Below are 13150 nucleotides of genomic sequence, written 5' to 3' on the forward strand. Positions count from 1 at the left end.
CATTACAAATGAAAAGATGACTCCCAGCCTCTTTATTTACCAGAAACATCCAGAGTCATTTTGAAAACCTGCCGATCATGCTCTAAGAATTGCATCACGTTTTCAAAACCGATCTTTTTGTAAATATGAACGGCTGGCTCGTTGGTTGCGACAACGGTTAACTCGAGCGTAGTTAACAAACTGTAAGTGATTGCCCAATCAACAGCAAGCTCAACCAGGTTGCTCCCCAAAGTAACCCCTTGGAAAGCCTTTAAAACGGCCACTCCCAGTTCGCCTGTCTCATCATTGATTCGATCAACGGTCACAATTCCTAGTAGTTGGTCATCATTTACGGCCAGTGCCATTAGGTTACTGCAAGATTGATTAATCAGCTTAATTTGCTGGGCTTCCATTTCAACCGTAATTTCGCTCAAATCAGAATCCACTAAGAAAGTATCCGATTCTTGTTGTAACGTGTTCAACAGTTGTAAGACCTTTTCAGCATCTTCGGGTTCTGCCAATCGGAAAGTTACTTCATCACTCATTGGCATCCCCTATAACTTCGCTTATCATCTTAGCAAAACGCTCCCCTTGAGCTTCAAATGTGAGGGTTCGAACGTTATCGCCCTGAGAATCATCACGGCGAAAGATTATCCGCAGATACTTTGAAGGCAGCTCATCAGCCACAAACTTCGACCATTCAACCACGTTTACACCGTCACCGTTAAAATATTCTTCTAAGCCGAGATCGTCGCCGCCACCTTCTTCAAGCCGATAAACATCCATATGATATAGTGGGATCCGCCCATCTTGGTATTCTCGAATAATTGTAAAGGTCGGGCTTTTGATTGGTCGAGAAATTCCCAGTTCCTTGGCTAATCCCTTGGTAAAAGTTGTTTTGCCAGCACCAAGATCACCATCAAGCAGAATTAAATCTCGGGGCTGCAAAAATTGAGCTAGCTTTTCGCCAAGTTGGATTGTTTGATCAGCAGACGTCACGGTTACAGTATTTTTCAATCGATCACCTCATAAAAATCAAAGTGGGAGGGACATATTTTATAACAATACAGTCCCTTATCCCACCGTAAATACGACGATCATCTTATTATGCTAATGCTTGAACAGCAGTAATGATCGCTACTTTATAAACTTCATTTTCGTTACTTCCACGTGATAAATCAGAAACTGGTTTGTTTAATCCCTGCAATAAGGGACCCATTGCTTCAAAACCGCCCAACCGTTCTGCAATCTTGTAACTAATATTGCCAGAATTTAAATCTGGGAAAATAAAGACGTTTGCTTGTCCGGCAACCTTAGAATCAGGCGCTTTTTTAGCAGCAACTGATGGTACAAAAGCAGCATCAAATTGAAGCTCACCATCTATTGGAACATTTGGAGCTGCTTGTTGAGCAAGCTTAGTTGCTTCTTGCACCTTTTCAACCATTTCCCCTTTCGCGGATCCTTTTGTTGAAAAACTAAGCATTGCGACCTTAGGATCAATATCAAAGGCCCTTGCAAAGTCAGCACTAACAACGGCAATTTCTGCCAATTGTTCTGCATTAGGGTCAATGTTGATTCCGGAATCTGCAAACAAGAATCGTTGGTCACCTTTTTGTAGAATGAAGGAACCACTAATCAAATTAACACCCGGCTTGGTCTTAATAATCTGAAGGGCAGGACGAACTGTATCACTCGTTGCATGAATAGCACCAGATACCATGCCATCAACTTTATCCATATAAACAAGCGTTGTTCCAAAGTAGTTTGGATCTTTTAGCCATTCATGAGCCTTGGCTTCGTCAGTCTTACCTTTTCGGCGTTCAACAATTGCCTTTGCCATCTCATCGATCTGCTCTTTAGGAAGATGTTGATAATCAATGATCTCAACCCCATCTAAGGTGATATCGGCATTTGCTGCAGCTGCCTTGATGCCGGCTTCAGTTCCCAGAACAACTGGTTTTAAAACATTTTCTTTCGCCAGCCGACTAACAGCACCGAGAATCCGTTCATCGGTTCCTTCCGGGAAAACAATCTTAATACTGTGACCAGTGAGCTTTTGTTTGAGACTTTCAAATAATTCCATCAGTCTGTCCTCCAATTACCAAGTAATATTATTTAACAATCCGTTACTTTTCGATACTCATATTATGAAGTCTGGGTAGCTTTTTCTGGAAGCTGCCAATTAATTGGCGATTCTCCCATTGCCAGCAAAGCTTCATTAGTCTTTGAAAACGGTTTGGACCCAAAAAAACCACGATTTGCCGACAATGGGCTTGGGTGAGCCGATTGCAGTACAATATTAGTATCCGTATCAATCAGCGCAATCTTATCGCGGGCAGCTCGTCCCCAAAGAATAAATACAACTGGTTTTTCGCGAGCCGATAATTTTTTAATGGCAGCGTCAGTTAACTGCTCCCATCCCTTTCCTTTGTGTGAAAAAGCTTGGCCGTTTCTCACGGTCAGCACCGAGTTGAGCAATAAGACACCTTGCTTTGCCCAGCTAACCAGTGAGCCGTGTTGAACCGGCTTAATACCGAGATCAGATTGTAGCTCTTTATAAATATTCTGCAATGACGGCGGAATCCTCACCCCAGGCATTACCGAAAAGCTCAATCCTTGAGCTTGATGGGGTTCATGGTATGGATCCTGTCCCAAGATCACCACTTTGACCTTACTGAATGGCGTCAACTGAAAGGCTTCAAAAATATGATTCATGTCAGGATGGATATATTGCGTTTTGTATTCAGAAATTAAAAATTGCCGTAATTGCTGATAGTATGCTTTTTCAAATTCCGGTTCTAAAACATCCCACCAGTCATTGTCAATAAACCGCTTCATTTACAACACCTCATCTTCGATTTTACCATATTCATTTTCAAATAACATCAGCGTAAATAGTGAACGGAACAAAGCGCTTAGAAACCGGAACATAAGTCGCCTTTGATAGAAATTTCTGATTTGGGGAAATTTTTGTTGGAGGTGCTTATGCGGAAGTTTCTGCTTTGCATAGCTGTCCTAAAATAGTGAGAACGTGTTAAAATGAATTTATTAAACGAAAAGGAAATGCATTTATGAGCCGAATAATTCAGTTAAATTTATCCGAGCTGGATCACACGCGGTCTAGCCGAATAATCGATGAATATAAGGACACAAAATATTTAATTGTTGGCAAATGGGGCTTAATTTCTGACGCTTTTTCTGTTTATTCAGTCAGTGGTGATATCCTGGCAAAAGTCCGCCAACAATCTATGGGAATAAATCCCAAATTCGACGTCTTTTTCCTGCGCCAATTTGTGGGCAGTTCAGTGATTAACGTTTCGATGCATTATACAACCATCTTCATAAATGGTATTGATTGGTTAATTATTGGTAACCAGGAAAAACAGTCTTACGTTATTTGGCATAAAAGAGAAAAGATTGCCACTATCAAGTCATACGGCCAATCGGATCAAATAATTCGGTTAATCAAAGTCGATAATATCAAACATGAACCCTTAGTAGTGGCAATTGCTGCCATTTTAAACCACCCATCACTCGTTCACACCGCTAGGCTTAAGCTGCGAGAATTGGGTAAGTTGACTCCTAAACCAGATCCCAATTGGGAAAATTCGCGGTTGTTACATTTCCATTGCCGAAACATCTTTAACTCCAAGGCCAAATAACCATAAATTTCACCAACTAATTATCTTCTTATTTTAACAAACTAGTTCAGGATGAGTCATTTTTTCACTTGTACATCGTAACTTTGATTACTTTCTACGTATACATTAAATAACGACTGATCCCATAATTAATAAAAGTCCCAACCACTCCAAAAACTAGGAATGATTGGGACTTTTATTAATTATGGGATCAAAACCATCTCAATTTAGTTCTCAATTTAGTTAGTAGTGTTTCATAACTCTTTCGATTTGACGCTTCTGATCCCTTCGTTTGATCGTTTCACGCTTATCAAACTCACGTTTACCCTTAGCAACTCCGATTAATACCTTAGCGAAGCCACTCTTTAAATAAACCTTCAGCGGCACAATGGTAACCCCTTTATCTTGAGTTGCCAGCGCTAATTTCTTAATCTGCTTTTTATGGAGTAATAATTTTCGGTTACGGAGCGGATCATGATTAAACTGATTCCCTTGAGCATATTCACTAATATGCACATTCATCATCCAGGCTTCATTATTTCTAATTTGAACAAATCCATCTTTGAGGTTAATGCGTCGCTCCCGAATTGATTTGATCTCAGTTCCGGTTAAAACAACACCAGCTTCATAGGTTTCAAGAATTGAATAATCGTGACGAGCCTTTTTATTTTGAGCCATCAGATTATCGTTATTCTGCTTTGGCTTTCTTTTGGCCATACGATCACCCTACTTTAACAATTATCGTTTATTTCGATTATGGTTACCACCGCGGGAATTCTGATTACCACGACGATTTCCATTTGAATGAGATCTAGCGCTTCCCTGGCCATGACGATCGTTGCCACCATGATGGTTGTTGTTGTGAGAATATGAACGTTTTGGCAACATGTTGCTTTGCGGCGTCTTCTCAGGATCAACAACATCAAAGTCAACCGCGCTCTGCTTAACATCCACGTTTACAACTTTAACGCGAATTGGTTGCCCCATTTTGTAGGTTCTGCGCGTATTGCGGCCAACTAATGACATAAACTGTTCAACGTATTGATAATAATCATCGTTCATCCGACTAATATGAACGAGACCTTCAACCGTATTTGGTAATTCAACGAATAGTCCAAACTTCATCACAGAGCTAACGACCCCATCGAATTCTTCGCCAATATGATCGTTCATGTACTCGGCTTTCTTCATTGAATCGGTATCACGTTCGGCATCAACGGCCCGTCGTTCGTATTCAGAAGTTGTCGTGGCAATTTCGTCTAAGACATTGCCATACTTCTTCTTGGTTTCATCATTAATACCATTTTCCTCATAATAATGAATGAGTCGATGAACCATCGTATCTGGATAACGTCTGATTGGTGACGTAAAGTGGGTATAGTATGGTGCAGCTAAGCCAAAATGACCAAGAGACTGGTCGGCATATCGAGCCTGCTTCAAGCTCCGCAATAACATAACGGAAACCATCATTTCCTCTGGCTTGCCAGCAACCTTCTTCAAAACATTCTGTAGCGTCTTTGGCGTTACGTGTTCTGGATCACCCTTAACGTTAATTCCAAATGCTGTCAGCGTCTGGAAGAACGTCCGAATTCGATCAGCATCTGGTGTTTCATGAACCCGGTAAATAAACGGGACATGCTTATCAGAATAATGCTTGGCGACCGTTTCATTGGCAGCCAACATAAACGATTCAATCATTCGTTCAGCCAGGCCCCGAATTCGCAGCTTAATATCGATTGGGTGCCCCTTCTCGTCAACGATGATTTCCGCTTCGTTATCATCAAAATCAATTGCTCCGCGGGCCTTACGGTGCTTATAAAGAATCTTATGGAGTTGACCCATCACTTCAAACATTGGAACGAGCTTCTCATAATGAGCCATTGTTTTTTCATCGTGAGATTCCAAAATCTTGTTAACGGCCGTATAAGTCATTCGAGCCGTTGAGCGCATCAAACTAGGATGAATCCGATGGTTAATCACATTCCCAGACTGATCAATTTCCATTTCACAACTCATACATAGACGGAGTTCTCCTTCGTTTAATGAACAAATTCCGTTGGACAATCTCCGTGGCAGCATCGGAATAACCCGATCAGTTAGATAAACTGAGGTTCCTCTTCTAAAAGCTTCCTTATCAAGCAAGCTATCGGGCTTGACGTAGTGGCTAACATCAGCAATGTGAACGCCTAAATGGAAATTACCATTGGGTAACTTCCAAGCCGTTACGGCGTCATCTAAATCTTTAGAGGATTCGCCATCAATTGTCACAAGATCTTGGTCAGTAATATCTTCTCGACCAACCTTCTCGGCTTCAGTAACGTGGTCTGGAATTGCATCAGCTGCTTGAAGCACATCCTCAGGAAACTCAGCTGGGATATTATGCGCATACACAATCTGAAGAATATCAATTCCGGGATCATCAACCGATCCGATCACTTCGTCAGCAATCCCGACCATATAATCAGGATGTTTAGCACTTGGATATTCGACAATCTGGGCAGTAATCACTTCCCCTGGGGTCGGCTTAAGACCAACATCGTTAATATAAAATTTATATTTTGCGATTTTTTTATCATTTAAAGTTAACTGACCAAAGTATCCCTTGTCATCATCCGTCTTAGTAAATGGGCCGACAACCCGAGTGTATTTACGATCAGTTATCGCGGTTACTTTACCCTCAGGACCACGATCAGACCCTGGCTGAGCAGGCCGGACAATGGTCATGTCAACAGTATCACCATTTAAGGCATTCATTGTGTTGTCTGGAGCAATGTAGGCATCGGGTGCTTCATCATCATATGCAACGAACCCAAACCCCTTATCATTAGCATGAAAAATGCCACTAAGCTTTTGTTTATCAGGGTTTAACTTAAATTTGCCATCGTCAGTAACAACTGCAACATTCTCTCGCTCCAAAGCCGCAAGTTCTTGAACAATTAACTTAAAAGCGGCTGACCCATGTGAGCGAATGACATCAGCAATTTTTTCTACAGTAAAGACGTTTTCCGGATACGTCCGTAAAACATTTTCTATTTCATTTTTCAAATCATTATCTTGCAATCTATATTCCTCGTATTATTCATAAAGTTTTGTTAAAAAGCTATTCAAGTCACTTTCAAGCTGCTTGTGAGCTTTATTCACGGTAATCATATGACTAGCAGCCGGGTACTCGTGAAAACTAACTGATGAGTTAACCAGCTGATCCCGAAGCAACCCAGCACTTCTTGGATTCACAATTTCATCTGCCAATCCTTGGCCAATGAAATACGGCCGCTTAATTTTAGGTAAATCATCAGCAACTTCTGCTGTAAAGGCAGCAATCTTTGCCAGCAATCCATCAATGTTGGCGTCAAGCCAAGCTAACTTTGAATTCATGATCACCTCATTAGTATGATACCTGATAAAGTTAGCTTTTGCCATCTGCATAAAGGTTTCGTGGACACTAAATTGCCGTTTACGAACAATGGGTGAGCCAAGCGAACCACCACCAATTAGCTCAGGATATTCTTCCAATGCTTTAGCCGCAAAAATACCGCCAAGCGAAATTCCAAACACGCTAATTGATTTAAATCCTTTGTCTTTTAAAAAGGTAATGGCCCGTTGCGTATCCAGCCACCATTTTTGCGGGGATCCTTGCAAAAGGATATCGCTAAAATCAGGCGTCATATGTCCCGTAAATAATGGTGCATATACGGTATAGTCATCATGTTCAAGGTGTCTGGCGAGCATTCGAACATCTACCGGCCCACTAGCAAACGCATGAAGCAAGATCACCGCTTTAGGCCCATGTTCGAAGAAAAAAGATTTAATTGGTGTTTGCTGCATTGTGATCACCCCTTCAACCTCACATCTTCAATTATAATAAAAATCCTCCTGCATTTAAACAGGAGGATTGAATACTAATGCGATGATATCCAAACTAATGCCAGTGCTAGGATAAAGAAAATCACGCCTAAAACAACTGTCGTTTTTTGCATAAATGCTTCGAAACCCCGTGGCTTCTGCTTAGCAAACAAGTCATCGGCTCCACCCGTCAAGGCAGACATCGCATCGTTCGTTTTTGATGGTTGCATTAATACTGCGATCGTGATTAAGACACAATCAATCAGTAATAATGTTAACAAGAAATTGTACACTTTAGAGCCTCCTACCGTTAAATCGGCTTAATACTACTCATACTAAGTTAACACATTATTTAAATTTGTGCCACCTTTAATATCAAGTTTCCGTTGTTAACTGTACTAATTGGTGGGTAATGGCAACTCGATTATTCGTTGCCACATTTATATATAACGTATCTCCCCATCGAATGAGGGTATTCCCTGCAGGCACAATTTCTATCCCGTTTCTTTGAATCTTGGTAAGTAGTGATCCTCTAGGCCAGTTAATTTTACTTACCATTTTGCCATCCATCGATGACCCAGCATACACGGTTTCTATAATTTGAACGGTTTTATCAAGATTCAATTGCGTTTTTATCTTCAACAACTGTTGCAGCATTGAATAATAAACCGGCTTGCCATCCAATAGATCAATGACGGCATATGCAACTAACGAGGCGACTGCTAATCCCAGTAAATGAGTTAGGGTCCCAACCATTTCAGTAATTAATAGAATAGCCGTGAACGGTGCTTTACTAATGGCCGCAAAGTACCCTGCCATTCCCATAATGATAAAGCTAGAAAAGTACAACGGATTCATCAGGTGCAAACTAATCGCGATATTTCCCACAATGGCTCCGATCAACCCACCCAGGCAAAGGATTGGCAGAAAAATACCGCCTGGCAAGCCACTACCATAAGAAATCATTGAAAAAATAAATCGGATTAAGAAATAGAAAACTAAAATTGAGGTGGCATATCCAGCTGCATTCAGGTGAAGAATAATATTGCTGCCACCGCCCAAAAGCCGCGGAAAAAACATCCCCAATGGAATAACCAGTAATAGCGGTATAATCCCATTTAGGTACCACGGCAGATGAGTGTGCTGATACCATTTGCTCATACTTAGAATAATAATCTGATAAAATCTGCCAACGACTCCTAAGACAGCCCCTAAAATCACAACCCAAACAAAATACTTAAGCGGCAAAGGGGTACTTTGCATATATAGGACGGGCTTCAATCCAAAGACATAGGTGGCAACCATATCAGAGGTTATTGCAGACGTTAACGAAACAACCCAAATATTGGTAGAAAAATTATGATAAATTTCTTCAAGAACAAACAACGTGCTGGCAATCGGTGCATTGAAAGCGGCACTTAGCCCTGCGGCTGCGCCACTTGAAATAAGGACCTGGCGATCAAAACCAACTTGATTAAATAAACGGGCAACTCCCTGCCCTAATGTTGACCCTAACTGAATAGATGGCCCTTCACGGCCGAGATAAAGGCCACTACCAATGGCTAAAATGCCGCCAATAAATTTTCGCCATAAAACTGACCACCAATTGTAATCAATCTCTCCTAACAACTGACCTTCAACCTGAGGGATCCCAGAGCCCTTGATGTCTGGCTGTTGTTTTAACAGTTTACCCACAAAGAGACCAATCATTAAATTAATCAAGATACAAATCACCGGGAAATAGGGATGCCGAGAAACACCACTATACAAGAACTGCATAAACACCATCATGTGTTGAATCATCCAGCGAAACATTGATACGACTGACCCTGCCAGCACACCGATGATTATCCCGTTAAAGATTGTCTTAATCTGTGATATTTTATAGCTTCCGTAAATTTGCACGATACCCATCCTCTGATATGATCTGCTATTAATCATATCATAATCATGGGCGGTGTTTAATAACCTTTAAGCTGATTAGTCCCAGTAACATTAAGATGCCGATAAGCGGACCTGCTTTGAAGGTAGTGTCACCCGTCTGAGGGAGGTGTTTTCGACTATCCTGTTTATCCGCTAAACGTGAATGACTAGCTAGTTTGGAATCAGAAACGTGTTTCGACCTAATCGCTTCTGATTGTTTTGGCTGTGCTTTCGCTTGGCTGACCCGTGAACTTTTATCTTCAAAATTATCCCTTCGATAATGAAATTGGACATCTTCAGGGAACATGCTCACCAATTTTATTGTTCGTGATTTGTCAAGACAGTGATAGCCCTTGATCGTCCGTGGCGCAATCGTTACCATCGAACCAAATTCAGCGTTTATTTGCTTAGATGAAATTTGGTGCCCGGCATTATCAAGGTGGATAACCTTGAAAGAAGCCCTTTCCGGTACATAATGATGTGTAATCATATGACGCTTATCATCATAGGTGCTACGTTGCCATTTATAGCCATAGTAATCCACATTGTTGGCTAATAAATTGGGTAATTCAGTCGTACTCACAGTGGTTGATCGAGAGAATAGCTGATTACCATGGTTATCGACACCGGATAAGTAAACTGTTTCATTCAATATGTCTGCTGGCTGCTTACCAATTACACCATTTGGCAGCTGGGATAAATCAGATGATTTAGGTTGTGACTTGCTCTGGTCAGTAGAAGTTAGCACGCTGCCTTTGTTGCCAAATGGTTGTTCAATAGGCAAATGCCCCTCTACTGTTTTATTAACTGCGCCGGTCTTTGCTGAAAGATTCTTGCCATTAGATTCATTTTTAGGGTGATTATTTCCTGGCGTCTCATGCTTGTCAACAGCTTGATCAATTTGCCCTAATTTGAGATCTGGTGACTGATTATTATTTGAGTGATTAGCACTTTGCGTACCAGTGGCTTCAGTCGATTTAACAACAGTCTGTTGCGACCCCGCCGCACTATTCTCTTTATTGGGATTCCCAACTTCATTTGAAGTTTTTGTTTCCTGAGGCGTCGGCTGTTCAACCGCTACTGGTGTATATTTTAATATAACTTGATGATCCGATTTGTGAATTGTGGTCTTAAGTCTTCTTTTTGATATTGACGTTAGCTCATAACCTGGAATCACAATTTCACTATCGTTAGAAAGGTCAAGTGGTTGGTAAAGCTGCTCATTTTGGATAATGTAATTTCCCTTAATTGCCTGGCCATTTTCAGTCGTAAACTTAACGGTCACCGTGGCTAACCCATCGCTTTTGAAATTTGGGGGATATGGCTTCGCTGCGACGATGTGTGGTGGAAATTCTGCAGCACTCGCGACAATTCCATATTGATACTGTATCATCGGTACCGCCATCCCAAACATCATAAATGATAAAACAAACCAATTCTTCAAAATAAAGACCTCCATTTCTGTATTCATAAATTAAATACGGAAAAAGGAGGTCTTTTTATTCAAATTGTCTGTCAGTCAGACAGATAAAATTACTTGTTTAAAATATCTTCACGAGCTTGTTCTGACAAGTTGTAGAATGAGTGAACACCCTTGTAGTCAGCAACGTCACCAAGTTGATCTTCAATTCTCATCAATTGATTGTACTTAGCAATTCGTTCGCCACGGCTCATTGAACCAGTCTTAATTTGACCAGCATTTAACGCAACAACTAAGTCAGCAATAGTTGTATCTTCAGTTTCACCAGAACGGTGTGAAATGATTGCAGTGTAACCTGCTTCTTTGGCCATTTCAACAGCTTCAACAGTTTCAGTCAAAGTTCCGATTTGGTTAAGCTTAATTAAGATCGCGTTGGCAACGCCCATCTTGATGCCTTTTCTGAGGTAATCAGTGTTAGTAACAAACAAGTCATCACCAACGATTTGAACCTTCTTACCAAGGCGCTTAGTAGCCATTTGCCAATCTTCCCATTCGTTTTCATCAAGTGGGTCTTCGATTGAAATAACTGGGTATTTGTCAACAATGCCTTCAAGCAAGGTTACAAATTCATCAGCGGTATATGACTTACCGTCACCCTTTAATTCATATTTCTTTGTTTCAGTGTTATAGAATTCTGATGCGGCACAGTCAAAGGCAATCGCAATGTCCTTGCCTGGTTTGTAGCCAGCACGTTGAATCGCTTCAACAAGGATTTCGAATGGTTCTTCGTTATTCTTAAGATCAGGAGCAAAACCACCTTCATCACCAACGGCCGTTGAGTAACCACGCTCGTTTAATAGGTTCTTCAAGTTATGGAATGTTTCTGAACTCCAACGAACAGCTTCCTTGATGCTAGGAGCACCAACTGGCATGATCATGAATTCTTGGAAATCAACCTTGTTATTGGCGTGCTTACCACCATTGATAACGTTCAACATTGGTGTCGGCAATAAGTGAGCGTTAAAGCCGCCTAAGTAATTATACAAAGGAACTTCCAATTCATCAGCAGCAGCCCGAGCAGCAGCTAATGAAACACCCAAGATAGCGTTAGCGCCAAGTTTACCTTTATTAGGGGTACCATCTAATTCGATCATGGCTTTATCAATAGCTAATTGGTCAGTAACATCGTAGCCAACAATTTCTTTAGCAATGATGTTATTTACGTTATCAACGGCTTTTGTAACGCCCTTTCCCATGAAACGGTCCTTGTCGCCATCACGGAGTTCAACAGCCTCATGTTCACCAGTTGAAGCACCTGAAGGAACGATTCCACGGCCCATTGCACCTGCTTCAGTATATAATTCAACTTCAACAGTTGGGTTACCGCGAGAGTCTAAAACCTCACGAGCATAAATATCAGAAATAATTGACATATTTTTTTCTCTCCTTAGCGAAAGTTGTGACCTTCTGTACAAGGTTCACTTCAATTCTATTAGTTTAAAGCCCAAGTTTCAACAAAAATTATGACATTGATCACGATTTTTGTAAAAAATTTGCAAGTTTCAAAAATGAATCAGCTTTAAGGCTAGCGCCACCCGCAAGTACACCATCAATATCCCGCTGAGCCAAAATATCATCCGCATTCTCGTCGTTCACACTACCACCATATAAAACCCGAACTTGATTGGCAACTTCATCTGAATAAAGATCAGCAACGGTTTGCCTAATTAAGTAACACCCTTCTTCAGCCTCATCAGTGGTTGCGGTTTTACCACTACCAATCGCCCAACTCGGTTCATAGGCAATAATAATAGTTTTAGCTTGCTCTGAAGTAATTGATTTTAAGGCATTCGTAACCTGACTGACCACCCAAGAGATTCGGTTGGTTGATTCTCTACGACTCATCGTTTCATCGCAGCAAATGATCGGTGTCAAATTATTCCGAAAAGCAGCATGGACTTTCTTGTTAATAATGTCATCTGTCTCATTGAAATATTTTCGCCGCTCAGAATGACCAATAATCACGTGGGTAACGCCCATCTCATGAAGCGCCTTGGGACTCGTCTCACCCGTATAAGCTCCTTCATCTTCGTAAAAACAGTTTTCAGCAGCAATCACTAGCGATGAGCCTGCGCTTTCTTTTAGCATACTCTCCAAAAAAAGTGGTGAGGCCGCAATACAAGTTTCAGTCACCTTGGGATCAGGCAACTTCCCCTTAATATCTTGAAGAAACTGAACCGCTTCATCTACCGATAAATTCATTTTCCAGTTACCGGCAATAAACGGAATTCTCATAAAAATCATTCCTTTATATTTTCGTCTTAATGCCATTGTAACCAAAACT

The 13150-nt window shown here is 41.1% G+C and carries 13 protein-coding genes; 1 reads left to right on the forward strand and 12 read right to left on the reverse strand.

Annotation, left to right across the window (positions count from 1 at the left end; translation table 11 throughout):
- Window positions 1–32 precede the first annotated feature (32 nt).
- From FC98_RS09115 to FC98_RS09130, 4 genes are all read right to left on the reverse strand, one after another.
- The gene (locus FC98_RS09115) at window positions 33–524 is read right to left on the reverse strand and encodes a GNAT family N-acetyltransferase (RefSeq protein WP_008855326.1); all 492 of its coding nucleotides are present in this window, start codon (window positions 522–524) and stop codon (window positions 33–35) included.
- Window positions 517–996, reverse strand: a complete 480-nt coding sequence (gene tsaE / locus FC98_RS09120) for a tRNA (adenosine(37)-N6)-threonylcarbamoyltransferase complex ATPase subunit type 1 TsaE (protein WP_040470602.1) — start codon at window positions 994–996, stop codon at window positions 517–519. Before tsaE ends, FC98_RS09115 begins: the two co-directional genes overlap by 8 nt.
- Before the next feature lie 88 nt (window positions 997–1084).
- Window positions 1085–2062 (reverse strand): phosphate acetyltransferase, encoded by a 978-nt coding sequence (pta, locus tag FC98_RS09125; protein ID WP_008855324.1) that lies wholly within the window; start codon window positions 2060–2062, stop codon window positions 1085–1087.
- 62 nt (window positions 2063–2124) lie between these two features.
- A complete protein-coding gene (locus FC98_RS09130; protein ID WP_008855323.1) occupies window positions 2125–2817 on the reverse strand; it encodes a uracil-DNA glycosylase in 693 nt (230 codons plus the stop codon).
- Between the two features lie 233 nt (window positions 2818–3050).
- Here FC98_RS09130 and FC98_RS09135 point away from each other — a divergent pair, with 233 nt between their 5' ends.
- Window positions 3051–3641 (forward strand): LURP-one-related/scramblase family protein, encoded by a 591-nt coding sequence (locus tag FC98_RS09135; RefSeq protein WP_008855322.1) that lies wholly within the window; start codon window positions 3051–3053, stop codon window positions 3639–3641.
- A 222-nt stretch (window positions 3642–3863) separates the two neighbouring features.
- On the opposite strand, the gene smpB is transcribed toward FC98_RS09135, so the two are convergent.
- The 8 genes from smpB to tpiA all read right to left on the reverse strand — a co-directional run bounded on the left by smpB (window position 3864) and on the right by tpiA (window position 13101).
- The gene (smpB, locus tag FC98_RS09140) at window positions 3864–4337 is read right to left on the reverse strand and encodes an SsrA-binding protein SmpB (RefSeq protein ID WP_008855321.1); all 474 of its coding nucleotides are present in this window, start codon (window positions 4335–4337) and stop codon (window positions 3864–3866) included.
- A 21-nt stretch (window positions 4338–4358) separates the two neighbouring features.
- Entirely contained in the window at window positions 4359–6680 is a 2322-nt protein-coding gene (rnr, locus tag FC98_RS09145) for a ribonuclease R (protein ID WP_056949472.1), read from the reverse strand.
- Window positions 6681–6695: 15 nt separating this feature from the next.
- Window positions 6696–7445 carry an alpha/beta hydrolase gene (locus tag FC98_RS09150; protein ID WP_008855319.1) on the reverse strand — a complete coding sequence of 250 codons (750 nt, stop codon included), beginning with the start codon at window positions 7443–7445 and terminating at the stop codon, window positions 6696–6698.
- 74 nt (window positions 7446–7519) lie between these two features.
- A complete protein-coding gene (gene secG / locus FC98_RS09155) occupies window positions 7520–7756 on the reverse strand; it encodes a preprotein translocase subunit SecG (protein ID WP_040470599.1) in 237 nt (78 codons plus the stop codon).
- 82 nt (window positions 7757–7838) lie between these two features.
- A complete protein-coding gene (locus FC98_RS09160) occupies window positions 7839–9377 on the reverse strand; it encodes a ClC family H(+)/Cl(-) exchange transporter (protein ID WP_056949473.1) in 1539 nt (512 codons plus the stop codon).
- A 34-nt stretch (window positions 9378–9411) separates the two neighbouring features.
- Window positions 9412–10830: a MucBP domain-containing protein gene (locus tag FC98_RS09165; RefSeq protein WP_056949474.1), complete on the reverse strand. Its 1419-nt coding sequence runs from the start codon at window positions 10828–10830 to the stop codon at window positions 9412–9414.
- Between the two features lie 89 nt (window positions 10831–10919).
- The gene (gene eno, locus FC98_RS09170; protein WP_008855314.1) at window positions 10920–12239 is read right to left on the reverse strand and encodes a phosphopyruvate hydratase; all 1320 of its coding nucleotides are present in this window, start codon (window positions 12237–12239) and stop codon (window positions 10920–10922) included.
- Window positions 12240–12339: 100 nt separating this feature from the next.
- Complete coding sequence (gene tpiA / locus FC98_RS09175) at window positions 12340–13101, reverse strand: triose-phosphate isomerase (RefSeq protein ID WP_040470595.1); 762 nt, start codon at window positions 13099–13101, stop codon at window positions 12340–12342.
- Between the last annotated feature and the right edge of the window lie 49 nt (window positions 13102–13150).

Source organism: Lentilactobacillus kisonensis DSM 19906 = JCM 15041 (assembly GCF_001434135.1).
Lineage (GTDB): Bacteria > Bacillota > Bacilli > Lactobacillales > Lactobacillaceae > Lentilactobacillus > Lentilactobacillus kisonensis.